Raw genomic sequence first — 24594 nt, 5'->3', positions numbered from 1 at the left:
GTTTTTTATCATAAAAGCACTAAGCGGCTACTATCACAGCTTCGCTATAATCAGTTAACTTAACTCTATGCATCATCATCTCGCTGAAATTATCGCTTCTATACTTATCGTAGGAATTGCTCTGCAATGGATAGGTTGGCGCTTAAAAATTCCTGCGCTGATTTTGTTGATAATTGCAGGCTTCATCATGGGGCCTTTGACTGGCTGGCTGAAACCCAGTGAAGATTTTGGTGATTTACTGCAACCCATGATTTCATTGAGTGTTGCCGTTATTTTATTCGAAGGTGGCTTGAATTTACGTTGGCATGAATTAAAGGCGAACACCCATGTTATATATCGTCTAGTCACGTGGAATGTCGTTTTAACCTTTCTGTTTGGTAGTCTGGCTGCACATTATCTGGTCGGCTTGTCATGGACGGTGGCGTTAATGTTTGGTGCCATTATCATTGTCACTGGGCCTACCGTCATCATGCCTTTGTTAAAACAGGCAAATCTCAGGAAAAAACCAGCGGCACTATTACGCTGGGAAGGCATCGTTAACGATCCCATTGGTGCGTTGCTAGTGGTGCTGATTTATGGCTATTACGTGCAATCGGAAGGTGATACCTTAGCTACAGGTATTCTGGGTGGACTGGCAATTAGCCTTGTCGTTTCCGTCGCTTTGGGTGTTGGCATTGGTTTGTTTATCGCGCGAGCTTTTCGACAGGGAAGTGTGCCCGAATACTTAAAGTCACCGTTGATTTTAATCGCTGTTGTTTTGGTTTATACCATCGCTAATAGAGTACAAAGCGAATCAGGTCTATTGGCAACCACGATACTTGGAATCACGCTTGCGAATCAGAATTTGAGCACCTTGCATGAACTGAAACGCTTCAAAGAATATGTCACCATCTTGCTTGTGTCTTCGACTTTCATTGTTCTTACCGCCGATATCCAGCCTGAAATTTTACAACGTTTGGGTTGGCAAAGCTGGGTGTTACTGGCGCTGGTGATATTTGTATTTAGACCCTTGGCTATTTATATTTCAACCATTGGCACAGATATTAGTAAACAAGAAAGATTATTGATTATGTGGATTGCTCCACGAGGCATTGTTGCCGCAGCGGTTGCAGGTTTATTTGGTTCTCAACTGGCGCAAAAAGGGTATGAAGGTGCAGAACTCTTGTTGCCTCTGGTTTTTGCTCTGATCATTTTAACCGTCACCATGCACGGTCTAAGCATTGGCTGGATTGCGCGTAAATTGAATCTGGCTTCGGCACACCCTGATGGAATCTTGATTGTTGGAGCTTCACTCTGGAGTACAGGCTTGGCCGCTGAATTACAGAAAAACGATGTTCCAGTGATGTTGATTGATACCCGCTGGAAACATTTGAAAGCTGCCAGAATGCAAAATATACCCACCCATTATGGCGAAATATTATCTGAAACCACCGAAGAGGTTCTGGAATTATCTAATATTACCAAACTGGTCGCTGTAACCCCCAATGAAGCATATAACACCTTGATTTGTAGTCGCTTTGCGCCGGAACTCGGTCATCATAATGTCTATGAAATGGGTTGGAAAAATATTGTACGAGAAGGGGATGGCAAGGAAAAAGACTCGAGGAAAGTGCCTAGTCAATCAATTCGTGGTGATTGTTTGTTTGATGGTCAAATCTCTTATGAAGAATTTAGAGATTCGTTTGCGCATGGCTGGCAGTTTGAAAGTACCCCGCTGACAGAAAAGTACGGTATCGATAATGTGTTAGAAGACAAACCAGAAGGAACGATGCTAATAGCGGCTCTGGATGAAGCAGGGCACGTGCAATTATATCCGTGGGATAAAGATCTGGATGCAGATGATTTCAGTGTTGTGATTAGCTATGTTCCCGATAAAAAAGGCGAAGAGGTTGAGGCTAAAAAGAGTAAAAAAGGGAGTAAATCTTAGGCACTCGTTACCATCGACCATAGCGATTAATATCATAAATGCCTGACTCTAAGGGTTGCTCTGTTAGCATGTTCTCGGTGAATCCGTGTAACACATTCCAGAAATCAGGGCTCATGCGTCGCACTCCCCATTTTTCTATCAGTTGATTGAAGGCTTTTTCCGAGCCTACTTTTTCGAGTTGTGCGACGAACGCATCAATCTCGGTGCTTTTGAGATTGAACATCAAATTTGGATAGCTACCAATGAGCTTGGGTAAAATGGTTAACGTATCTAATTCTTCCTGATAACGTAATTCCTCACCAAGCATGAATGACACGCTGCTGTGGCGTCGATTTCTTAATAGTGAATAGCTTTGCACTTGTTGATCAGGCAGTTCTACCCGAACAAAGCTCACCTCTGGTAGCCATTCAATAGCAGCCAGTTTTTTGGCTGGCTTTGCTGCAATTTGAGACAAACTTAAATTGATTTTATCTGTTGTTGATTTTTTACTTAACGCATCTCTACACGCTGTATCACAGCGGTTAATCGTATCCTGTTTTTGGGTTAATCGAGGGTATTGATCTAATAGTGACTGCAAAACTTCTGAGTAAGTATCTTTAGTCTTGTAACGAATGGCCGTCGGTGATTTATCATCAAGTTCATGATAGGTGATTTCTGTTTTAATTTTCGCCGCTGACTGATACCAACTCTCGTAGGTTTTTTCGCGGGATTCTGGAGGAAGTAATCGTAAAAAATTCACTTCTGCGCCATTGCGAATTAAATCAAAATAAAGACGCGTTTGTGCCTGATGAGAAACATTGCCAAAGACATCGAAACTGGCAACCAATTCATAATAGGTGCGCTCAAATAAAGGGTAGTCCATCATCCATGTGGTTAGCGGTATTTCACCTAACCAGCCTGTCGTTACCGATGCGCTGTCATGGTGTCGAAAAATACTCAAGAATGCATTTTCGTTGGTTTTATCTCCATTCCAGATATGTTGTGTCGTCGCACCTTCAGGATAGGTTTTGCGGTATTGTTTTTCCCGGGTATTCAGATACTTATTGCGCTTTTCACTGTATTTAAACCATTCTGTGCCTAAGTCACTAAGAGATGTTTTTTCACCCGGTAAACCCAGATATGAATTTACTGAGTTTTGGTATTCGTCATTATTGGTATAAATCTCGTATTTGGGGTTTTCAAACATCACCCAGAATTGATCGCGAATAACGTTGGTGGCTATTTGACCGCGGCAAACGGGACCTCGAATGAAGTTACGTACAAAATATTCGGCATCATTCAATAAAAACTGATACCTGAGTTTGGCGGGTATCGCTTGATAGGTGATAAAGGGGTTCGACTTCTCCTGATAACTGTAACCAGGGAGCTTATTTACCGTCCACTCAGCTTGAAGAAACAAGTCTTGATACTGCTGTAAACGCTGTTGATCAAATGGGTAGATAATGTGCGTTTTATGCACGATGGTTTCTGTAATCGGAGTCAATCGATAGTAAAAAGGCTTTTCGGGATCATCAAACGGCCTCACTGTTTTCACCGGTATAACGGCTTCACCACTGGGTGTGTAAGAGCGTTCTAAGGTATAAAACTGCGTGGTTTGATTAGTAGTATCAGTCTCTGTGTCATCTGTTTGCAAATATAAGTGGCCAAGGTATAAATGCTCGTATACATAACGCGCCACTAATTTAGTACGTTTGTCGTCACTGTTAAGCCATGTCTCCCATTGCTGGATCAATGCTTTTTCAGATTCAGAAATTTTTATGGATAAAGGCGTAACTTTGGCGCCTTCATCAAGCCAGGTGGTCAGGATATTCGTTTCTTTTTTAGAGAGCCCTGTCACTGCCAGAGGCATTCCCCCATGTGGATTATCATCGGCGTACTCTGAAAACTCACCTGTCGTTGGGCAAAAATTCTTGCGTTTTAAGCCTAGTTCGATCGAATCTGGTATTTGCTTATTCGCAGGTAGTGGGTTCTTCTGACCAAGCTCAATCATATTGCGCAATAACGAATTATTTTGTGTCTTGTCTGCAGATATGCTTTTTTCCAAAACAGAAATAAACCCTTTGTTACGCCATTCTTCAGTGGTTTGAGCATCAACAAATAAACGGGTAGGTGATTCATTTTCTAAGCGTCCGCCATCATAGACTTTAATTTTGCTAGCGCCACGATCAACTCCTTCTGCAGATTGCATTTTTAACTGACAGGGAGCGTCATAGCAGGCATGACAAGAGATACATTTGTGTTCGATGATGGGTTTAACGTGTTGCTGAAAATCGTAAGTTTGTTTCTCAGCGACCACTCTGGGAATAGTCTGTGTTTCTGTGTCAGTTTTACAAGATGATAGTAATAAAATGAGTCCAAACAGCAAAAAGGAATGAATAAACATTTTTGTGGTTGTGTTTTTTATCATTGAGTCACTTTCATAGGGTTTCTAATGAGTAGGTTACTGACCAGATTAACAAAAAAGACTCTCATTTGTTTAATCAATTAGCTGTTTGATCAATTCGTTGTTAAATCACGTGGTTATTCAGTTCACCAGCGAATTCTTACAATGTAAACAATACTTCTGTTTCTAAAATAAAAAAAGTGCCCCAAAGTAGGGGGGTGTCATTATCTATCGACCACTCTATAATTATTAGTATGAATTCAAATACACTTTACGCCCTCGATTTTGACGGGGTCATTTGCCACAGCGCAATTGAAACAGCTGGTACTTCATGGATGGCAGCTCAAGCGCTATGGCCTGATATGCAAGATGAAGCCATTACAGAAGCCCGTATTGAAGCGTTTGTGAAAATGCGCCCATGTCTGGAAGTTGGATACGAAGCGCCTTTGATTATGCGTTTACTCCATCAAAATATCGATTTGGATGTGGAATGCAGTAATTATCATGCGCAAATGCAAAATCTACTGACAGAAAATGACTTCAATAAAGATGCGTTACAAATGCTGTTTGGCAGAATCCGCGATAATTTGATTGAACAGGACGAAACGCAGTGGTTATCAAAGAATCCTTTGTTTGATGGCGTTGCAGATAAATTAAGAAACTTGAATAAGGAAGACTGGTTAATCATCACCACCAAACAAGAGCGCTTCGTAAAGAAAACCCTGCAAGGCAATCATATCGAATTGGCTGATGATCGATTGTTTGGTTTAGATAGAAAACTATCAAAACAGGCGGTGCTAGAAAAGCTGGTTGAAAAATATCCCGAAAGAGAGATTATCTTTGTCGAGGACCGCTTGCCAACTTTATTAGGTGTTCAAGAAAATCCCGCCTTATCGTCAGTCAAACTGCAATTGGTGGATTGGGGTTACAATACTTCCAGTCAACAGCAGATAGCGCGACAAAATGGTATAGAAGTCATTGGTTTAGAATCATTTCTGACTGCTGCTAAGGTTTAGTTTAACTAGTAATAATTAAATTAAATTAAATTAAATTAAATACAAAGGCACCCCCCACCTTTGGGGCACTTTTTTTACGTAATGAATATCTGGGTTATTAACTAGCGTAAGAACTAGATTAAGAGCTATGTTGTTCCAGCATCGCAGTGATTTCGGTATATCCGCGTAATTTTGCAAATTCTAAAGGGGTAATGTCGCCGACTTTAATGTCAATAGATGCGCCACGGTCCAGAAGTAATTTCACAACCTTTGGTTCTGCCCCGAATAGAAGTGCGATTCCCAATGCGGTTAAACCTTCCTCATCCATATGATTCATATCCATGCCCGAATCAGCAATGATCTTAAGGTTTTCGTAGTTTAATCCGCTTGAAATGCCACGTATCAATAAATCTTGTGGGTTGCTGGTGACCATTTCTTTATTAAGCATGCTTTTTACGGCTTTATCTAAAGAAGCTTCAATCGCTAAATCCAAGGGTGTTTGACCCACGAATTGGGTGCTTAAGGCAGCACCTCTGTTAATTAGCTCGATTGCTAAATTCTCTTCACTGAAATTTAATGCCGTAATAAGTGGTGTCGAGCCATCCTCAGCCATGTAATTGATATCAGCGCCTTTGTCTAAATAACTCTGAATAGATGACCCATCTGCACCGCTGGTTAATCGCGTTTGAACGGCTTGATAAAGTGATGAAGGTCCGCGTAGTTCATCAGGTATAACAAAATATAGCGCGCCAACGGCGATAGCGGCTAGTCCTAAAACATAGGCTGGTTTTAATACGCTGAATATCTTCTCTGATAGTTTTGCCAGTGCTGATTGATTTGCTTCATCATCTTTTGCCGGTTCAACATAAGTTTCATCATCTTCTGATGGTTTTTTGAAGCCAAGATATAAGAAAAACAAGCTAGCCAATGCCCAAATACCACCGAGCGCATATGCAATGACGTTTAACTTGGGGTAGAGGAGGAAGGCGGCTCCAATTGCCATAGCTAGACTAATTAATGGCAATATAAGCGGTTGAAAGTTGATATTGAATCTAGGCTTCTTTTTGACTTCTTTATTGGTTTTTACTGTGAATGCGGTAGATGTTGGTATTCCATCTTTATCTCTTTCTGGGCTTGCTTCCGGGGTACTTTTAGCCTCTGACGATTTATTGCTTTCACTGGATGCGTCGTTTTTAAGCGTAAGCTTTTTAATGTAACCCATGCACTCTAATTTTGATTTGGCACTATCAAAGCTAATATTTTCTGTGATCAGTTGTTTCGGCGTTTGATAACTTATTTCCAGGTTGCCATCGACACTGATACTTTTTAAATCCTTAATCGCGACAAATGAAATAATTTTAAAACCTTTTGGGCCAAATATCGTTTTGGGATGACTATTGGCTTTTAATTGAGTTTCAACATTATCTTGAGAGGCTTCATCCGCAGATGCTACTACAAGTGCTTTACTCGTGAGAATAACGATATTATTTTTTGTAGCACTTTTGTCAAACCAGTATTTCATCGCAACGGAATCCTTATTTTTGTCATTGGATTGGATTGCCTGATATTAACTCTTCGTGACTTAACTGATAATGAATAGAACTGAATAAACGCGCTAAAAAGGGGCTTAAAGGCAATTAAATTCAGTTAAAGTTAATTTAAATATTTTAAAAAAATATTTAAAACAATATTTAAAACAAAGCATCCCGAATCTTTTCAAATTCTAAAAATTCTTTTTCATTAAAACCCTCAGTCACCATGATGGAATTTAAGGTTTGCATCAATTTCAATTCAACTTCTGGATAAGCGCCAATTTTCTCTTTTAAGACATCCAGATACGTGTCGAAATCTTTATCGAATTGTGAAGCTTCCCGATGCAATTGATCGATTTCTAGATTATCCAGAGAAAAATCGTTTTTAAAGAAGCTACTGAAGCGTTTTTTCTCTTTTTCAGTCTCTACTTTGTCGGCGTTGATAACATGATAAATCACCACTGCAAAGGCTCTCTGCAAGGTAATATCTTTCTTGTCTAAATGATTTAAATGACCTAATTCGTCGAACCACTCTCTTAGTTTTGAAGGCATTCTTAAGTCCTCTTATTATTTATGATTTTAGTTTATCAGCAGACTATTCTGAGCATCCAGACAAAAATCAAAAAACAGATAAATACGTTTTTAGACTTTGGGTCTACGGTTAAAGACAAATGACAAGGGAATAGCCAAGGCAAATATACACATACCTACCAACTGCGCTGAGTAGGTTTTATCGCCAAGATGAACAGGGTGATTGATATTGACCAGCATGAAAAGGCAGCTCAGAACACCGAGCACTGAGAGCACCGGTAAACGTCCAATATTGAAAGGTGCTCGCCACACTCGGTGGATATCGGGTCGACGATATCGCAACACAATATTACTAAGATTAACGATGAAGAATAGAATAAAAATACCGACATCTGAAATCGCAGCAAGGACTTCTACCTTTTTGAAAAATAAAAAGATAATTGAAATAAAACCTGTCACTATGATCGCAACATAAGGCGTTTGACGGGTCTTATGCACGCTGGCTAAGATCCGAGGAAAAGAGTTTGATTTTGCCATGCCATACATCATTCTGGCACACACAATGAGTGTAATTAACACGGTGTTTGCCGTGGCGAATAATGCGATCAAAGCGATGAGTTCAGGGCTGAAACCACCGATTAATTTTGACATGATCATCGACAAAGGTTGCTCAGCTTTAGCCAACTCAGAAAAGGGGATAACGCTCACAGAAACAACTGCCACCAAAATATAAATGATGGTTGAAATTAATAAGGCATAAATAAAAGCTTTGGGTAAGGTTTGCGCCGGGTTTTCTGCTTCTTCGGCAATATTCGCTATATCTTCAAAACCCATATAAGCGAAGAAAATCAAGGCACTGGCAGACACCACAGGTAACCAGCTTATAGGACTACCTTCCTGTAGAGGGGGGAATTCAGTCAGGTTTGCTAACGGGATATCACCCTTGAAGATGAAGTAACCACCAATGGCAATCAGCAATACCAAACCGCCGACTTCGATCGTGGTCGCTAATGCATTAAAACGTGCGGATTCTTTGATACCCCAGAAATTGATGCCAGTCATTAGCACTAACAAACCAATGGCCAGTATCACCTGATTCATCGGGATGAAATAGGAGAGGTAACGCGCAAAACCAAGGGCTACCGCACTTGCAGTTGTAAAGCCAATCACAATAGCGATAAAGCCAAACACCCACGCCATCTTATCCCAGCCAAACGCATTTTTGGCATAGATATATTCAGCCCCGGCCTCGGGGAAAATAGCGGCGAGTTCGGCATAACTCATCGCCGTAAAACTCGCCACAATTGCCGCCAAGGTGAAAGACAACCACAACATATTGCCTGCAATACCTGCCGCAGAACCAATCAGCACATAGATGCCAGCGCCTAGTATTAGTCCAACGCCATAGATAACGATTTCGCTTAAACTCAAACAGCGCTTAAGTTGAATTTTCTCTACCTTCTTCATAATTCTATCTTGCGCTTAATTATTCAGGCTGAAAAGTTATAAGCGGCGGATCAGTGATATATATCATTTAATGAATTGTTAGCTGTTCTCGCTAGTTATCACTAATTATCAATAGTTATATAGGTATTCGATTTAAAAAAAAGCCCCAAAGGTGGGGGGTGTCAAAAAAATGTTTAAACAGCCTGGATGCGTTAGGTTTATACTTATAAATTGATAGAAAAACATGATTTATGTTGGAATAGGGTAGTTAAATGAAAAAAATATTCATCTTGGTTTTGTTTGTTGTGTGCGGTATCGCAGCATCGGAGTTATTTAAAAACCTAAACGGTGATGCAGCTGTAAATGCGGCAACGCCATCAAAAACCGAGTCTGCATCAGGCGAGAAGGCTAAGTACCCTGAATTTGCCAATGTTTTCAGTACAGAATCCAGTTTTGCTGATGCTAAAGAAGATTTACTGGCTGCCATATCGGCGGAAGGTTTAGTAATCAGTTACACATCGCATGCTAAAACCATGTTAGAAAACACCGCTGAAATCGCTGGTGTAACTACCCCTGTCTATGATGATGCCGAAATATTACTGTTTTGTAAGGCGAATTTATCACACGCCTTGGTAGGTGCAAATCCACACAACATCGTGTTATGCCCTTATGCGATTGCTATCTATGTTTTGCATGACGAGCCAGAAACGGTTTATCTTAGCTTTAGAGAGCCAGATCCGAGAGCTCCGGAAACCAAAGAAATCAAAGCGTTATTGGTAAGTATTATTGAAGAAGTCATTTAGTTGAAAAGCTAATCACTTAATCTATATAACGAGATGCCTAAAGCTATGCAGGGTGGTTTTCCGGCGGTCAGTAAAAAGATCGGGAAATCACCATAAGGTTTGTGCATCACGCTCGCATCAATGACTGCAACGTCTTGGAAGCCTGCTTGTTTGGCGGCATTTGCAATGACATCGCGTTTGAAACCAAAGTGATAAACGCCTGTATCTTCCGTGTGGAAGCTGCCGTCTTCTTCATCAAGATCTGCGATGGCAATGACTCCACCATCTTCTAATAAGTTATAGAATTTGGAGAACATTGCCTCAATATCATCCACATGATGCATCGTCATCGACGATATGATGCCATCGAATGAATCGCTGATATTTTCTGTAACTAAATCAATCTGTCGAATATCTATTTCACACTCAAGACTGTCTTGCTTTTTTTCGAGCTGCTCAATCATCGACTTCGAAATATCGATTGCCGTTATTTTTTTAACATACGGTGCAATGCGTTCAAGCAGTAGGCCAGTACCAGCGCCAAAATCCATCAAATGCATAGTCTGATTCAGGCTGACATTTTCAAGCACGGTATTGGCGATATTATCGACATTGGAAACACGCTTTTCATCTGTCTCGTAAATGCCCGCTTTTTGTTTAAAAAAATCTTTGCTCATCTGATTTCCTGACGATTGATAAATTATTGATTCTTTGCCAAGTCCTTTTGGCTAAGCTTTTAAGTGTTCCTGATATTTTCTATTGACTGACTTCAACAGTAAAGCCTTCTGACGAATCTGGGGCTTCAAAATATTGAGTCACTCGATGAAACATCTCTTCAGTATCAGTTTGCGCCCTTTCAGGCTGTTGTAAACGTCTTTTTTCTATGTGTTTTAAACAGACTTCATCGGGTAGGTCGATGTAAATCATTCTGTGCTGAGCATCCACTTCTTCAAAAATACGGCGAAACCAATCTCTTTGAGAAACGGTATTCGCAGGGAAGTCCATAACCACATCTGTTCCTGTATTTAATAGCGCTTGAACAAGCTTTTTAATCTGTGGCTTCAGTCGATTTGAGTATTTTATATAATCTTCTAGAGTCGAAATTTTATTTGGGAATAGTGAGCTTAACCATTCATCTTCAGAAAGTAGGATGGCATTACTTTGTTGTGCAATCGCAATCGATTGGGTAGATTTTCCTGCGCCCATTTTCCCGCAGAAAAAAGTTAAGGTTCCTTTGTTCATAAGTGCACTCGTTTTTCTGGAATGATTTCGCGTTTATAAAGACTTATCTAGCGATAATCATGGCGACAAACATAACATTTAATGGTGCTGAAAAACCAGCCTATACATCCCCTTAATGATTAGCCTAATGATTTCTACTGCGATTCTCTTTCTTATGATTTAAGGCACCCCCCTACTTATAGGCACTTTTTTACGTCATCTAAAAGAGTAGTATTTTAAAACCGATTAAAATAAGGACAGTACCACCAACAAGCTCTGCCTTACTTTCTAACCAGGTGCCACTCTTGGCGCCAATAAAGACACCAAGCCCACTAAAGAGAAACGTGGTGAAGCCAATAATTATGCAAGCGAGGAAAGGATTGACTTCAAGCAGCGTTAGGGTGAAGCCCGCTGCCATGGCATCGATGCTTGTTGCGATAGCCAGAGCGAGTAGAACTTTGTGCGTAATATCGGAGATAAATTCTTCGATGCCATCAGTGAGTGAGTCATAAATCATTTTTCCACCAATCAGAATCAGCAGTAAAAAAGCGATCCAGTGCGCATAATGATTGATCCATCCGAAAACACTTTTGCCGCCGATAAACCCTATCAAAGGCATAATGCCTTGAAACACACCAAAGTAGATCGCAGCTCTAATCGAAAGTGATTTTGTTTTTGTTAAGTGTTTAGAACCAAGGCCGATAGAAACGGCGAAAGCGTCCATGCTCAGGGCAATGGCTAAAATGAAAACTTCAAACATTTATTGATTACTTCTACTTATAACTTCTACTTATTTCTGCACTTATTACTTATTTTGGCTACGAGGATGTCTTATAGATAGGGATATCAAGACCGAAAGCGGGAGGAAAACTCAACGATAAAAGGCTTCAACCGTTCCTTTCAATGTAATCAATAGTGGTTGTCCACGACGATCCAGAGCTTTAGGCGAAGCCACTTTTATCCAGCCTTCACTAATGCAGTATTCTTCAACATCGTTGCGTTCTTTTTTGTTAAATAAAATGCCTATCTCGTGCTGGAAGATTTCTTCTACATGATGAGGGCTGCGAGGATTCCCCGAAAGTCTATCCGGTAATGGCGGTCGCGATTGAGTGTCTGTCATTTGAGTATCCTTATTTTGAAATTAGCTGGCTAAAATAACGGGTAATATAAACTTAGCGCACTTGATTGTCATCAACGACTATTCGCTAAGCCATACTATTCGCCAAGCCACATTATTGGCTAAGCCACATAGAATAGTATCTTTCTAATTTATCGCGTAGTTGAGAAAGACTAAAAGCACCAAACTCTTCCGCGACTAGCTTACCTTCAATAAATACTTTCACCACTGGCAGACTAAATACACTGAATTGCGCGCAGATTTCAGGTGATGTTTCGCAGTCAATATAAGCGCTTTGAATTTCAGGGAAGTGTTCTTTCAGCATAGACTCAAGTTGTGGGCGAATACTTTTGCAAACGCCGCAAGATGGACCACCAAAGAGAATAAACAAAGCGCTTTGAGCAGATTGGCTTTCTATCAGTGTAATATCGGTAATTTGTTTCATAGGGTTGGCGATCAATGAGGTAACTATTAAACCTGTATTCTAATGAGGTCGTAAGAATCGCTTAAGACAACTTCTGTAGCGCCTTGATAATATCTTCAGGCTCAGAGCGCGTGCGGTAATCAACATCGACAAAGCGCCATGTAATGACACCATCAGTATCTAAAACAAAAGTGGCAGGAATTGGAAGTATGCTGCCATTTCCATTATTGATTTCTTCGAGATCAAGCTGACGGTCTACTTTCATATGCTCCACAAGAAATTCTGGAACTTCCCAAGCCACACCATATTCAGCAGCTACCTTGGCGTTTTGGTCAGAGAGTACGATGAAGTCCATTTCACTAATCGCATTCTCTGTCATCGACCCATCAGGTACTTGTGGGCTAATAGCAACTAATTCAGCACCTAGCGCATGAATATCAGCTAAACGTGCTTGCAAAGCTCTAAGCTGTAAATTGCAGTAAGGACACCAACTACCACGATAAAAAGTCACTACGGCAGGGCCTTTTGCCAGTAAATCAGGCAACGATATTAATTTACCTTCTGGATCTGGTAATTCGAAACCAGGTGCTTGCGTACCCGTTTCAACAGCGTTGCTACCTTGTTGGAAGTCTTTTGCCTGCTTAATAACATCTTCGACGCCTTTCATAAACTCAGGGTTAGCTCGGCGAGACTCTTCAATCTTAGCGTCGGTTTGTTCTTTTAATGTTGTCATGATTTACCTTTAAACAGGGTATATAAGTTTTGAAATAATCAGACCTTTATTCGGCGATTATTGATGATTTTGTAATGAAAGATTAGATACTATTTTGGCGTTGAATTGGACACAAAAATGGGTCTTTTACATTAATTATTGTTCATGAATGGTTAAACGCACATTAGCCTCGTAAAAAGAATAATAATGACGGTTTTTTTACACCCCCCTACTTACGGGCATTTTTTTAATTCTTCTGCAGATGAATTGAACAAGCTAAGTTTAGGGTTAAACTAATTATTTTGATTTAGATTTCAATACCTTCAAAGCATTTCCTGTATTAGTATCCATAGAGTAATCTGTAATAGCGAGTGAATAAATTTTAGACGAAGCTTCCATCAAGCCAATGGACGGATTGGGTGGACAAAATTGATCAGGCTTAGATAAATCACAACTGGTGATACAAGACTGTTTGTCCTCGCTTATATAATTACACCACTGATAACCGTCTTCATTATCAATTAAAGGCTTACCCAGTTTATTTAATGCGTAATCCTTAACCAAGGCTTGTACCTCAGGGGTTTTCTCAAACCAGAACACAATAAATTTTGATGCAGATCTTCTGGGCTCAGATATCGGGAGCTTCAAGGTAAATAATATTTCAAGTTTTTCTAATTTGACTGAAATAGGGGGACTATCAGGTTTAAATTGTAACGGTAGCTCGATATTACTAATAGTTAAAGCATCAACATCTAAACCTTCAATTTCTGGTTGAAACCAACGGCCTTCTTTAATCATTTCTTTTTTGATTTTGAAGGTATTTGTCAGAATACTTTTTACCTCAGTAATGGATTGACCTAATTTAAGCCCAAATAAATCTATCGATCTATTAATAGAGTCGGATTTTGTTGCAGATGTGTTTGAAGTATTAGATATGTTATGAGTTTCTGCAGAAGCAGGTGTACTTGCAAAAATAAAGAATATCGAAACTGCAAATAAACTTGAAATGATAGTTGTTTGAATAGATAAGCCTGATTTCATATTACTTAACTCTTAGTTGGTTATTGAATTTTTAAGCCTTAATGTTTCATGCTTTGTTGTATTTCGACCTTAGCATTTAAAGCTATATCCACAAATGCTTTGATTGTTGCGGCGTGGTTATTTTTATTATATTGAAGCTATAATGGAATTTTCATATTTATTTTTTCTAAGTTAAGAAAGTGACAGCCTTGGCTATATAACTTACTCATACAAAAGGGGGGCAATCGCTACACCTATACCTGCCGCTGTTTCTGTGACTAAGGTTTGCATGTATCGGGGGCTGGCTAATGATATTGGGTGAAAAACCGGATTCCTTGCATAGTGAGAGGGTTTCATCAAATAGTCCAAGTGCTTGATCTCTATTAATAAATAATAAACTTTTCATTTTTTAACTCGGCTAAACGAATGTTTTTACTTCCTGCCAGTTCATGACTGTCATTAACGACAGCGATAAGTTTCGCAAAGACATTGTTAAGACCTGATAGACAATAAGGATTTTTATCGTTTAGCTATTAAGCCACCCCCGTACATTGGGGCACTTTTTCCTCTTATGTGATACTTAAATGTGATGCTATTGTTTTGAATAGCCTTAAATATGATTAATTAATCCATAAATAAAATAGATTATAGAAAACTGTTAATCAGATTCTGCTATCTTTATGATTATAATGAAATACTATGAATCATAGTTTTTGACTCACTCAAAAAAAGTACTATTTAAAGTGCTAATTAAAGTACTAACTAAAGTACAGCAAAGATAATAAAAGAGACCGTATAGGGGAATAATGAACGATTATTTAATACAGTTAGTAAACGATGGTAAGAAGCGTTTTGTGCCGTTTCTGGACTGGATCTTTGAACTGAAGAAACCAGAGATATTAAGGGCAGATATAATCGCTGGCATTACCGTTGCCCTAGTGTTGATACCCCAGTCCATGGCGTATGCGCAGTTAGCCGGTTTGCCACCGCAAATGGGTTTATATGCTGCATTCCTGGTGCCTATAGTAGCGGCTTTATTTGGCTCATCTCGGCAATTACAAAATGGCCCGGTGGCTATCATCTCATTGATGACTGCAGCTGCACTGATCCCACTGGGATTAGAGCCCGAACAATATATTGCCTATGCCGCGATGATTGCGATTCTTGCGGGCATTATGCAAGTTGTTCTAGGTTTATTGCGCCTGGGCGTGATGGTGGATTTCCTGTCGCATCCGGTGGTGATTGGTTTTACCAATGCGGCTGCGATAGTGATAAGTAGTTTACAACTAGGCAAATTACTTGGTATCGATGTCGAATCGGGTAGTCATTTGTACGAAACCCTGTGGAATCTATTGAAAGCGATTCCCAATGAAACACATATGCCGACCTTAATGATGGGTGCGTTTTCTTTATTATTGTTACTCGGATTCAAGAAATTCACACCACGATTACCCGGTATTTTATTCACGGTAGTGATCTCGATTTTAGTCTCATGGGCGATTGGTTTTGAAGGCATGGGCGGTAAAATTGTCGCTGAAGTTAACAGTGGTTTACCCGCTTTTAAAGCGCCATCAATCAATCCAGATCATTTATCTAACTTACTTTTACCTGCATTTATGATTGCTTTATTGAGCTTTGTTGAAGCATTTTCTATTGCAAAAGCGGTGGCTTCTAAAACGCGCCAGCATTTATCAGCTGATCAGGAAATGGTTGGTAAAGGTCTGGCAAATCTGGTCGCTGGTGTAACCCAGGGTTATGCGGTTTCTGGTTCTTTCTCACGTACGGCAGTGGCTTTTGATGCCGGTGCAAAAACGGGTTTTGCCGCAATCGTGTCCGGTATTATTGTTGGTATTACCTTGTTGTTCTTAACACCACTTTTATACCATTTGCCGGTTGCTACGCTGGCAGCCGTAATCATTATCGCGGTTATCGGCCTGATTCAATTACAGCCTTTCAAACACGCATGGACAGTCAATCCGCACGATGGTTTTGTCACGCTGGCGGTGTTTGCTTCTACGCTTTATTTTGCACCGCATCTTGAATGGGGCATCTTTATTGGTATCGGTTTATCACTGTTGTTCTATTTATACCGCACCATGACACCTCATTTTGCCGAGGTGTCACTCACCGAAGAAGGTGTTTATCGTGATGCCAGATTGAATGCGCTTAAAACCAGTAAGACGGTTGCCTTCTATCGATATGACGGCGATTTGTATTTTGCCAATGCTGGTTATCTCGAACGTAAAATGTTGAATGCAGTCGCAGATAAACCTGAGCTGAAAGTACTGGTGTTAGATCTGGAAGCGGTTGATCAGATTGATGCAACGGGTGAAGAAATGCTGAGCCATATGTCTGAACGGTTAGCTGAAGCGGGCATCGAATTCTATATTTCACGGATTAAATTCAAAGTAGAAGATGCACTGAAACGTTCTGGTTTATATAAGAAAATCGGTGCTGCACACTTCTTCGACAAGCGCGCTAGAGCCATCAAGGCAATCAAAGAAAAATATGGTGATACCGTGGATGTTAGTAATTTGATCTACCATAAGCCAGTAGAAATTGTGGTGTATGAAGGAGACGATTCGTCTTCTGATGACAACAATGAGCATAAGAAAAACAATCAAAAGAATGAAAATTCTAATGATTAGGATGAAACAAGCCTCTGACTCTGTATAAATTCAACACGTTTTTACTAACTAAAAACGAGTTGTCTTTCAAAAGCAGTGGGGATGTGTTTACAATCAGATGACGTAACAAACTGACTGTTTGTGCGTCATGTTTAATCATTAGAGTGTGTACACTGGGAGTTTTTGTGTCAGAAAGAAAAAGAATAGCATTACTTATCGATTGCGATAATGTAAGTCACAATTCAATAGAAGGGGTTTTAGAAGAACTAGCGAAGTACGGTATGGTCAATGTGCGACATGCACATGGGGACTGGAACAACTCATCGTTATCTGGCTGGATTAATCGTTTACATCCAAATGCCATAAGGCCGATGCAGCAATTTGCTTATACCAAAGGTAAAAACGCGACTGACTCTGCGATGATTATCGACGCGATGGATTTGCTCTACAGTGGCAGTATCGATGCGTTTGCGTTGATGACTAGCGACAGTGACTTTACCCCATTGGTGCTAAGAATCCTTGAGAGTGGCCTACCTGTCTATGGTTTTGGTGAAAAGAAAACGCCGCAGCCATTCGTTGATGCATGTTCGCCATTTATCTTCACAGAAAATCTAGCCCAAGAAGAAAAAGAGAAAACAGACAATACCTCCACTAAAAAGGCCAAGAAAAGTAAAGCTGAACTTAGACGTGATAACGCACTGGTGAAGTTATTAAGAACCGCTGTTGAGCAATCATCAGAAGATGATGGTTGGGCACACATGAGTCACGTCGGTCACTATATTTCCAATAACAGCTCCTTCTCATCCATAAACTATGGCTACAGAAAGCTAGGTGATTTGATAAGAGCCAGCGAGTTATTTGATATAGAAATGAGGAATGATGGCTCGGTTATGTATATAAAAGATGCACGGAAATAAAAAAATAAACAGCGCTATACGATTACTGTAGAGGTTCTCGTTTAGCGCTGTGATTTTATTTTGTTACAAAAATGTCGCTTAAAGTAGGGGGGTGGGTTTACTACTTTTATCTATACCCAACTATTAAAACGAAAGATCATAAATAACCATGTGAACGCCAATACTGGCGATATATCCCAAAGCAATTGCCCATGCCCATTTAAGGTGTGACATAAACGTGTATATGCCACGTGCTTGACCCATAAGTGCAACACCTGCTGCAGACCCAACAGAAAGTAATGATCCACCAACACCAGCGGTTAATGTCACCAATAACCACTGACCTTGTGTTAGTTCAGGGTTCATGCTGAGCACGGCAAACATTACCGGAATGTTATCTACAATCGCTGACATCACACCCACTAGAATATTGGCATAGGTAGGTCCTAAAACGCCATAAAGTAGACCTGAAACTTGCGCAAGATAGCCCAATGCGCCTAAACCACCCACACATAAGATAACGCCATAGAAAAACATCAAGGTGTCCCACTCCGAGCGTTGTAACTGGTTGTAGATATCAAAACGACCAATGCGATTATCATCAACGTGTGATTTATCGGTGTTTTTAAGGTGATGACCATACAACTGCAAAAATCCTAAGCCAGTCATCATGCCCAGCATCGGAGGAAGATGGAACGCATTATGGAAGGTAACGGCAAGCGCGATTGTGAAGATGAATAAACCAACGACGACAAATGCACCGTATTTGAGGCGCGTTTCTTCTTTTTTAGGCTCAGGTTTGGCATTAGGTAAAAAGAAAGAAAGAATGACTGCCGGAATCAACCAGTTTACCAAGGCAGCTGGCATTAGACCGAGGAAGCCACCGAAAGGCACTTTACCTGCTTGCCACACCATTAAGGTGGTGATATCACCAAACGGGCTAAATGCGCCGCCTGCATTCGCTGCTACCACAATATTGATACAGGCTAATACCACAAAACCTTTTAAAGTTTTGTCTGCCATGATCGCTGAGCGACCCCCCGAGACTGATATAACTACCGCGGCCATCAATAATGCCGTTGTTAAGTTATCTGCTAACGGCGAGATTACAAAAGCCAGTGCGCCGGTAATCCAGTAAATACCTTTAAGGGTGAAACCTTTGGAGATTAACCAACCTCGGAGCGCATCAAACACACCACGTTCTTCCATGGTATTGATGTAGGTCATCGCCACCAGCAGGAATAAGAACAGGTAAGCGTATTCCAGAACGTTATGGCTAAGAAAAGCATCGACTTGATCAGAGCGTCCGATGCCCGCGTAAGACATTGCAACAATGATCCAGATTAAACCGGCTGCCACAATGACAGGCTTTGATTTCCTTAGGTGAATCACATCTTCCAGAATTACAAAGGTATACGCTATAACAAAGATTGCAATAGCCACCCAACTTAATGTTTTTGTTGTGAAATCATGCGGAATCATACTGGCAGCGGATGATGCAAATGCCGGGTTGATACAGGATAGTAATAAAAGGGTTATGAGTGATAATTTTGTGAGAGAGAACAAGGGAATACCTTCAATGAGAACAATCGATTAGCGCTATGTGATTAGCCAGCTCAGCGAAAAAAGGCGCGATTGTAGCATGGGAAATTTAATATATTCAATGAGCTATCGGCAATGGCCTGAGATTGCCACAAACGATTTAATATAAAGCTGGATAAAAAGAGGACTTTTTATACCATTTTTTAGCAATTTAGGTAGAAATTACCAATCTTCTCAATGAATTAGAGCTATAGCGTATTATGTTTAGTAGCTTGGGTATCAGAAATAATTAGACTTAAGAGCAGGTTAAAAGACTCAGGATTAAATGCTATAAAATAGAGCAAGTAACTAGCCAATGGAGAAATGTATAGGAATAACAGGCAGCAATTTAAAAGAATGAATGCCTAACTAGTGCATTTTTACGCTATGTTATGGTGCTACAGGGTAAACAAACTAATTTTCTAATAAAAATTATGAACTTAGCGTGGTTTTGTTTCACTTACTTAGATAGGAAGAATAATAAGTAAGGATGATGGCATGGATGCTACTTGTAGAATTTTTGAAAAAGAAGATATTATTAATACGATCCGATTAAAAAGTCAGGAAGCGGTTTCTAATTGTCAGATTTTAATCAGTGCTAAATTAATTAAAAACATTAATAACACAGACGTTGTAGTTTGGATTAATGATCTACACAAATCTCTGGATGATGATTATGAAGCAGGTATTCAGATTGAACATCAGGGAAAACAAGTCACATTCTATATTGATCATATCGCTTATAAAAATAACGCCATGATCTATTTTAAAGGACATGTAGATAGCGGTAAGCAGGTTCATTTTGTTAAATCTTCATCGGAATTGAATATCCAGTTGATAGCACTTAAACGCAGAATTACGGGTCAACAAAAGACTCCTTTTGGCTTTACGGATTGGGCAGAATATAAAGAGAAGAAGTCCAAAGCTTTGCTAAATTGATTAATTAGCTGATTCACAAACAAAAAAAAGCGACTCGATGAGTCGCTTTTTTTTGTTGAGTAATTCTTACGAATACACTACTTGCTTATGCATATAACTTTGGAGCACCTAACTGCTCGTGGATCTGATTAGCAAGTTGAGGTTGAATATTAAGACCACGTGCTAATTCATCAAGATATTTAGCTTCTTTATTGTGGTCCAGATCAATCGCCATCAACGATACAGCGTAGATTTGTTGTTCCATGCCACGTGGGATTGAACGTACAAATGCTGCTGCATCAAGTGGCTGACGGAATTCATTACGTACGAAGTCAGCTTCTGCCTGAGTCACATCGCCCAATTTATTGATCACTTTTTCCTGCTCAGCTTCATCGATGCTACCATCTGACTTAGCTGCATTGATCATTGCACGAATGATAAGGGTTGCCTGATCTGTTGCTTCTCGTTGATCAATACCCATTGGCAAAAGGTCACTATCATCGACACCCGGGTTAGGGGCAGTGCTGTTCTGGTTTTGAGCGTATTTAGTGAGCGCTCCACCAAGAAGACCACCTAGTCCACCAGCGCCACCCATGCCACCGCTTTGACCGCCGCCGAGTAATCCACCAAGTAAATCGCCCATGCCACCGCTTTGTGGTGCCTGCTGTTGGCGACTACCTGCCAAGCTGCCTAGTAAGTCTCCTAGTCCGCCGCCACTTTGTCCACCACCAGTTAGACTTCCTAATAAATCACCAAGACCACCGCCTTGTTGTTGCTGTTGTTGACCACCGAGTAAACCACCCAGAATATCAGCCATACCGCCGCCGCTAGTAGTGCGTTGGTTTCCACCAATTAGACCACCCAGAATATCACCTAGTGCGCCGCCGCCCTGTGTTTGCTGGTTTTGTGCTCCACCTAACGCTGAACCAAGGATACTGCCTAAGACATTTCCTCCTGAGCCTTTTGATAATGCACCGTTGCCAAGAAGACTACCTAATATCTTAATCGTATCAATAGCGTCCATTTTGTTCTCCTTTGAATATATGTGGGGCGGAATGAATGTTTGCCCATAACAATTTTAAACGCCATAAGTGTAGGTTAAAAACGCTAAACCGTCTGGCATTACTTAACGTTGGTATTAGAATCTTTATATGAAGTTCATACCAATTTGATTGACTAACGGTAATTTACGGTTTGATCAGAGAATATTGAAAATGCAAACAGTCTTGTAAAAAGCGTCGTAAAAAGCGTTGTGAATGAAGAGAGTCTCTGAATAGAAATCAGATTCTCGCTAACGATTTATGATTTACAAGAGGTTTTATTGACAATCAATTAATTAAATTAATAAAGCTCATGATAAATAAAAATAATTTGTCTGCAATTATATTTCTAGTATAGTGAATAGGTATAAACTGTATGTCTATCAGTATGATGTCATTTTATAAGGAGCCATATAAACAAGGCGTTTTATAAAGTCGATTGTGATAGGTATAACTTCTTCACAAAATAATAAAAATAATAATAAGTGGGAGAAAATAAAAAATATTATCGCTTACATTTAACTATGGCCCAAAAAAGCACATCTAAGCCTCAATTTTAAAAGTTATTTTAAGCTACTAGGAGAGGGTGTTTTTATCAATCTGTACAACTATTCCACAAAATTAATCCGCAGAGAATCTGTCGATATTTCAGCTGTTGCCTATAAATTACCGCGATTATTTTTAACGCTTATTACACGTTTGTTATTCGGTTTGTCTTTGGTGCTATCGACAAGTCTTCAGGCGGAGACATTAAAGCTTGGTATTGTTAATTTACATCCACATATGTTTCTGGATGAAAATCACGAGCCGAAAGGCGCAGCCATTGATTATTTCAAAATCGTCGCAAAGCGTATGGGCCTGACAGACTATGTGTTTGAAGAGTATCCATTAAGCCGCTTAGTGCAACGTCTGGAAGAGGCGTCACTGGATGCTGCTCTGTTTTTGGCAAAAAATCCAAAAAGAGAATTAATCTTTCAATACCCCAAACTCCCATATTCAGAAATCAAATCAGGCATAGTGGTAAATTCATCCTCTGCATTAAATCAGGTGTCATCAGAAGCTGATTTAACAGGATTCAAGATTGGTACTATCCAGAATTCTTTTGTCTCCCCGATGTTAACCAGAAATGCGGTTGATCTAGAACCTTTGCCGGGCGTAGAGTCGCCAGGAAAGAACCTTCAAAAATTAGCGTTTAACCGTTTAGATGCGGTCTATTTACCCTGTTATATCTCACTCACCAGTGAAATAACCAAACTGGGTATGGAGGATAAATTCAAGGTGCTTAATTTGCCTGAACCACCCATACAAATATTCACGGTTTTTTCCCCCTTCGTTGATTCTGATTTTGTCGAAAAATATGAATCTGCCGTTTATGAGAGTGATATTGAACTTTATAAAGAACTCGTTGAAAACTATTTGTAATATTTGATTTTAGTAAATGACTTTAGAACGTTGAATATAGAGTCTGTTCTAATGACTCATTCAAACGAGCTATTATTCTGAATGAAAAAGGCACCCCCCCACCTTTCAGCCCGTTTTTTGATAGTAAAAAAAACTATATCTCATCCTAAGTTAACATCCCAAACCATCTGTTTTTCTCCAAATATTTAAGCTAATTGTATGTGGCTGCACTTATTCGATAGGGGAATTACTAATTGAATTCCATGCAGTAAATTGATCTGTATCTAATAAATGCTTATTTCAAGTCTACGCTTGACCCTAAAGTAGACTTTAGGGTTTATACTAAAAACATAAATAGTAATTAAGGTTATTAAAATGCGAATTGGTGAGCTTTCGAAAAACACAGGGTTTCAAGTTGAGACACTACGTTTCTATGAGAAGCAGGGTTTGATAGCGCCTGTAGGAAGAACCGAGTCGGGTTATCGTGAATACGATCAGGAATCTCTCAAGCAGTTGCACTTTATCCAACAGGCGAAGTCAGTGGGTTTCTCATTGAATGAGATTTCAGAGTTACTCACTTTGCGTGTCGAAAGGGATCAACATAGTTGTTCTGAAGTTAAAACTATCGCAGAGCAAAAACTAGAGCAGATAGAAAGTAAAATCAATGAGTTAAATAAAATGCGTGATGCATTACATAAAATTACTGATGCGTGTTGTGGTGGGGCAGAACCTGCAACCTCGTGTACGATTTTAAACGCATTAGACAATACCGACGACTAACGTTTTGCTTAAGCTTAGTTTGAGGAACAAGGATAGGTTATGGAATTTTTAAACAATTTATTAGAATTATGCTTAGAAGCAGCCCCGTGGTTAGTTTTGGGTTTAGTGATTGGTGGCTTGATTAAAGCGCTGATACCGACATCTTTATTGCAAAAGCATCTGAGTGGAAATAGTGCGCCATCGATCGTCAAAGCAGCGTTGTTTGGTGCGCCATTGCCATTGTGTTCTTGTGGTGTCATTCCTGCTGCATTGGGATTACGTCGTGCAGGTGCTTCAAAATCGGCAACCGTTTCTTTTTTGGTTGCAACACCTGAAACAGGGATCGATTCAGTGAGTGTTTCTTACGCTTTACTGGGCCCATTTATGGCAATTGTCAGACCTATAGCAGCGATAATATCAGCTATCACAGCGGGTCTTTTGGTGGGTAAGGCAGAAGAAAACGAATCTCATATGGCGGCTTCTATCGCTACTACGAGTTCAGCGGAAGCTAGCTGTTGTGGATCAGAAAAATCAGAAAAGGTAGTTGCAAAAGTGTCATGTTGCGGTGGCAGCGAGGCAGTATCTAAACCTGTAGAAAAAACAACTTCATGTTGTAGCAGTAGCGATGAAGCTTCAAAACCGCCAAAAGAAATAAAGTCATGCTGTGATTCATCAAATGGATCTTCTAATGAGATCCCCATGGAATCTCATCCAGACAGTTTTATACACAAAGCGTGGAATGGTGTTGTTTACTCATTTACAGAACTGTTTGATAAGGTGTTGTTCTGGTTGGTGATTGGTTTGGTATTTGCGGCGCTGGTACAAACCTTTGTGCCGGTAACTTTCCTCGCAGAATGGGGAAGTGGCTTACCTGCAATGTTGTTGATGCTAGTCGTCGGCATTCCGATGTACGTGTGTGCAACCGCTTCGACACCTATCGCAGCAGGTTTGTTGCTTGCAGGAGTTTCTCCGGGTACAGCGATGGTGTTTTTAATGGCGGGTCCGGCGACCAATATCTCAACGCTTGGCGTAATTGGCAAAGAGCTGGGTAGACGCTCATTGATTGCTTATTTATCTGGGGTAACGATTGTTGCTTTAATCACAGGATTTCTTGTTGATTACCTCATTTCAGCGTTTAACATTGATGTTCAGGGGCAGATTTCGCACAGTCACGATATGGTTCCTGCGGTTATTGCATGGGCATCATTGTTGTTATTAGTTGGTGTCGTTTTAAAATTAAAGTTGGGTAAGAGTCACCCATGGAAAACACAAACAAGTTAAT

The 24594-nt window shown here is 40.1% G+C and carries 22 protein-coding genes; 9 read left to right on the top strand and 13 right to left on the bottom strand.

The window, feature by feature from the left end; translation table 11 throughout:
• Positions 1-67: 67 nt before the first annotated feature.
• Entirely contained in the window at positions 68-1927 is a 1860-nt protein-coding gene (locus tag EV695_RS10980; RefSeq protein WP_131905960.1) for a cation:proton antiporter, read from the top strand.
• Between the two features lie 7 nt (positions 1928-1934).
• Here the strand turns inward: EV695_RS10980 and EV695_RS10975 are convergent, their stop codons facing one another.
• Positions 1935-4334: a fatty acid cis/trans isomerase gene (locus EV695_RS10975; protein WP_243651555.1), complete on the bottom strand. Its 2400-nt coding sequence runs from the start codon at positions 4332-4334 to the stop codon at positions 1935-1937.
• A 230-nt stretch (positions 4335-4564) separates the two neighbouring features.
• Between EV695_RS10975 and EV695_RS10970 the strand changes: the two genes are divergently transcribed.
• Positions 4565-5326 carry an HAD family hydrolase gene (locus EV695_RS10970; protein WP_131905959.1) on the top strand — a complete coding sequence of 254 codons (762 nt, stop codon included), beginning with the start codon at positions 4565-4567 and terminating at the stop codon, positions 5324-5326.
• A 118-nt stretch (positions 5327-5444) separates the two neighbouring features.
• On the opposite strand, the gene EV695_RS10965 is transcribed toward EV695_RS10970, so the two are convergent.
• The 3 genes from EV695_RS10965 to EV695_RS10955 form a co-directional block, all read right to left on the bottom strand.
• Positions 5445-6827: an ankyrin repeat domain-containing protein gene (locus tag EV695_RS10965; protein WP_131905958.1), complete on the bottom strand. Its 1383-nt coding sequence runs from the start codon at positions 6825-6827 to the stop codon at positions 5445-5447.
• A gap of 169 nt (positions 6828-6996) precedes the next feature.
• Positions 6997-7389, bottom strand: coding sequence for a TerB family tellurite resistance protein (locus EV695_RS10960; RefSeq protein WP_131905957.1), 393 nt, complete (start codon positions 7387-7389; stop codon positions 6997-6999).
• Positions 7390-7479: 90 nt separating this feature from the next.
• Positions 7480-8835, bottom strand: a complete 1356-nt coding sequence (locus EV695_RS10955) for an APC family permease (RefSeq protein WP_131905956.1) — start codon at positions 8833-8835, stop codon at positions 7480-7482.
• 251 nt (positions 8836-9086) lie between these two features.
• On the opposite strand from EV695_RS10955, the gene EV695_RS10950 reads away from it, so the two are divergent.
• Positions 9087-9617: a hypothetical protein gene (locus EV695_RS10950; RefSeq protein ID WP_131905955.1), complete on the top strand. Its 531-nt coding sequence runs from the start codon at positions 9087-9089 to the stop codon at positions 9615-9617.
• An 8-nt stretch (positions 9618-9625) separates the two neighbouring features.
• On the opposite strand, the gene EV695_RS10945 is transcribed toward EV695_RS10950, so the two are convergent.
• From EV695_RS10945 to EV695_RS10915, 7 genes are all read right to left on the bottom strand, one after another.
• Entirely contained in the window at positions 9626-10273 is a 648-nt protein-coding gene (locus EV695_RS10945) for a class I SAM-dependent DNA methyltransferase (protein WP_131905954.1), read from the bottom strand.
• 79 nt (positions 10274-10352) lie between these two features.
• Entirely contained in the window at positions 10353-10838 is a 486-nt protein-coding gene (locus EV695_RS10940; protein WP_131905953.1) for a P-loop nucleotide/nucleoside kinase family protein, read from the bottom strand.
• A gap of 199 nt (positions 10839-11037) precedes the next feature.
• The gene (locus EV695_RS10935; protein WP_131905952.1) at positions 11038-11577 is read right to left on the bottom strand and encodes a manganese efflux pump MntP; all 540 of its coding nucleotides are present in this window, start codon (positions 11575-11577) and stop codon (positions 11038-11040) included.
• A 111-nt stretch (positions 11578-11688) separates the two neighbouring features.
• Positions 11689-11937 carry a DUF3297 family protein gene (locus EV695_RS10930; RefSeq protein WP_131905951.1) on the bottom strand — a complete coding sequence of 83 codons (249 nt, stop codon included), beginning with the start codon at positions 11935-11937 and terminating at the stop codon, positions 11689-11691.
• Positions 11938-12049: 112 nt separating this feature from the next.
• Positions 12050-12379 carry a thioredoxin family protein gene (locus EV695_RS10925; protein ID WP_131905950.1) on the bottom strand — a complete coding sequence of 110 codons (330 nt, stop codon included), beginning with the start codon at positions 12377-12379 and terminating at the stop codon, positions 12050-12052.
• 61 nt (positions 12380-12440) lie between these two features.
• Positions 12441-13091 (bottom strand): peroxiredoxin-like family protein, encoded by a 651-nt coding sequence (locus tag EV695_RS10920; RefSeq protein ID WP_131905949.1) that lies wholly within the window; start codon positions 13089-13091, stop codon positions 12441-12443.
• Between the two features lie 276 nt (positions 13092-13367).
• Complete coding sequence (locus EV695_RS10915; RefSeq protein ID WP_131905948.1) at positions 13368-14111, bottom strand: hypothetical protein; 744 nt, start codon at positions 14109-14111, stop codon at positions 13368-13370.
• A gap of 785 nt (positions 14112-14896) precedes the next feature.
• Between EV695_RS10915 and EV695_RS10910 the strand changes: the two genes are divergently transcribed.
• Positions 14897-16738, top strand: coding sequence for a SulP family inorganic anion transporter (locus EV695_RS10910; protein ID WP_131905947.1), 1842 nt, complete (start codon positions 14897-14899; stop codon positions 16736-16738).
• A gap of 164 nt (positions 16739-16902) precedes the next feature.
• Positions 16903-17634 (top strand): NYN domain-containing protein, encoded by a 732-nt coding sequence (locus tag EV695_RS10905; protein WP_131905946.1) that lies wholly within the window; start codon positions 16903-16905, stop codon positions 17632-17634.
• 123 nt (positions 17635-17757) lie between these two features.
• Here the strand turns inward: EV695_RS10905 and nhaD are convergent, their stop codons facing one another.
• Entirely contained in the window at positions 17758-19095 is a 1338-nt protein-coding gene (gene nhaD, locus EV695_RS10900) for a sodium:proton antiporter NhaD (RefSeq protein WP_131906187.1), read from the bottom strand.
• A gap of 597 nt (positions 19096-19692) precedes the next feature.
• On the opposite strand from nhaD, the gene EV695_RS10895 reads away from it, so the two are divergent.
• The gene (locus tag EV695_RS10895; protein WP_131905945.1) at positions 19693-20133 is read left to right on the top strand and encodes a DUF6173 family protein; all 441 of its coding nucleotides are present in this window, start codon (positions 19693-19695) and stop codon (positions 20131-20133) included.
• An 85-nt stretch (positions 20134-20218) separates the two neighbouring features.
• Here the strand turns inward: EV695_RS10895 and EV695_RS10890 are convergent, their stop codons facing one another.
• On the bottom strand, positions 20219-21136 hold the full coding sequence (locus EV695_RS10890; protein ID WP_165874685.1) for a tellurite resistance TerB family protein: 918 nt from the start codon (positions 21134-21136) through the stop codon (positions 20219-20221).
• 736 nt (positions 21137-21872) lie between these two features.
• Between EV695_RS10890 and EV695_RS10885 the strand changes: the two genes are divergently transcribed.
• The 3 genes from EV695_RS10885 to EV695_RS10875 all read left to right on the top strand — a co-directional run bounded on the left by EV695_RS10885 (position 21873) and on the right by EV695_RS10875 (position 24593).
• Positions 21873-22574 carry a substrate-binding periplasmic protein gene (locus tag EV695_RS10885; RefSeq protein WP_131905944.1) on the top strand — a complete coding sequence of 234 codons (702 nt, stop codon included), beginning with the start codon at positions 21873-21875 and terminating at the stop codon, positions 22572-22574.
• A 354-nt stretch (positions 22575-22928) separates the two neighbouring features.
• Positions 22929-23333, top strand: coding sequence for a Zn(2+)-responsive transcriptional regulator (zntR, locus tag EV695_RS10880; protein WP_131905943.1), 405 nt, complete (start codon positions 22929-22931; stop codon positions 23331-23333).
• A 39-nt stretch (positions 23334-23372) separates the two neighbouring features.
• Entirely contained in the window at positions 23373-24593 is a 1221-nt protein-coding gene (locus EV695_RS10875) for an SO_0444 family Cu/Zn efflux transporter (protein ID WP_131905942.1), read from the top strand.
• The last annotated feature ends 1 nt before the right edge of the window (position 24594 follow it).

The organism is Cocleimonas flava (genome assembly GCF_004339015.1).
In the GTDB taxonomy this organism is placed as follows: Bacteria; Pseudomonadota; Gammaproteobacteria; order Thiotrichales; family Thiotrichaceae; genus Cocleimonas; species Cocleimonas flava.
Note: the sequence above shows the minus strand (reverse complement) of the source record. Positions and strands in the feature narration are given on the sequence as shown.

Excerpts from the sequence above, each read along its gene's own strand:
- zntR (WP_131905943.1), top strand. The coding sequence starts at position 22,929 with ATGCGAATTGGTGAGCTTTCGAAAAACACAGGGTTTCAAGTTGAGACA.
- EV695_RS10940 (WP_131905953.1), bottom strand. The coding sequence starts at position 10,838 with ATGAACAAAGGAACCTTAACTTTTTTCTGCGGGAAAATGGGCGCAGGA.
- nhaD (WP_131906187.1), bottom strand. The coding sequence starts at position 19,095 with ATGATTCCGCATGATTTCACAACAAAAACATTAAGTTGGGTGGCTATT.
- EV695_RS10925 (WP_131905950.1), bottom strand. The coding sequence starts at position 12,379 with ATGAAACAAATTACCGATATTACACTGATAGAAAGCCAATCTGCTCAA.
- EV695_RS10915 (WP_131905948.1), bottom strand. The coding sequence starts at position 14,111 with ATGAAATCAGGCTTATCTATTCAAACAACTATCATTTCAAGTTTATTT.
- EV695_RS10945 (WP_131905954.1), bottom strand. The coding sequence starts at position 10,273 with ATGAGCAAAGATTTTTTTAAACAAAAAGCGGGCATTTACGAGACAGAT.
- EV695_RS10920 (WP_131905949.1), bottom strand. The coding sequence starts at position 13,091 with ATGACAACATTAAAAGAACAAACCGACGCTAAGATTGAAGAGTCTCGC.
- EV695_RS10960 (WP_131905957.1), bottom strand. The coding sequence starts at position 7,389 with ATGCCTTCAAAACTAAGAGAGTGGTTCGACGAATTAGGTCATTTAAAT.
- EV695_RS10935 (WP_131905952.1), bottom strand. The coding sequence starts at position 11,577 with ATGTTTGAAGTTTTCATTTTAGCCATTGCCCTGAGCATGGACGCTTTC.
- EV695_RS10875 (WP_131905942.1), top strand. The coding sequence starts at position 23,373 with ATGGAATTTTTAAACAATTTATTAGAATTATGCTTAGAAGCAGCCCCG.
- EV695_RS10955 (WP_131905956.1), bottom strand. The coding sequence starts at position 8,835 with ATGAAGAAGGTAGAGAAAATTCAACTTAAGCGCTGTTTGAGTTTAAGC.
- EV695_RS10965 (WP_131905958.1), bottom strand. The coding sequence starts at position 6,827 with ATGAAATACTGGTTTGACAAAAGTGCTACAAAAAATAATATCGTTATT.
- EV695_RS10910 (WP_131905947.1), top strand. The coding sequence starts at position 14,897 with ATGAACGATTATTTAATACAGTTAGTAAACGATGGTAAGAAGCGTTTT.
- EV695_RS10895 (WP_131905945.1), top strand. The coding sequence starts at position 19,693 with ATGGATGCTACTTGTAGAATTTTTGAAAAAGAAGATATTATTAATACG.
- EV695_RS10980 (WP_131905960.1), top strand. The coding sequence starts at position 68 with ATGCATCATCATCTCGCTGAAATTATCGCTTCTATACTTATCGTAGGA.
- EV695_RS10890 (WP_165874685.1), bottom strand. The coding sequence starts at position 21,136 with ATGGACGCTATTGATACGATTAAGATATTAGGTAGTCTTCTTGGCAAC.
- EV695_RS10930 (WP_131905951.1), bottom strand. The coding sequence starts at position 11,937 with ATGACAGACACTCAATCGCGACCGCCATTACCGGATAGACTTTCGGGG.
- EV695_RS10970 (WP_131905959.1), top strand. The coding sequence starts at position 4,565 with ATGAATTCAAATACACTTTACGCCCTCGATTTTGACGGGGTCATTTGC.
- EV695_RS10950 (WP_131905955.1), top strand. The coding sequence starts at position 9,087 with ATGAAAAAAATATTCATCTTGGTTTTGTTTGTTGTGTGCGGTATCGCA.
- EV695_RS10975 (WP_243651555.1), bottom strand. The coding sequence starts at position 4,334 with ATGATAAAAAACACAACCACAAAAATGTTTATTCATTCCTTTTTGCTG.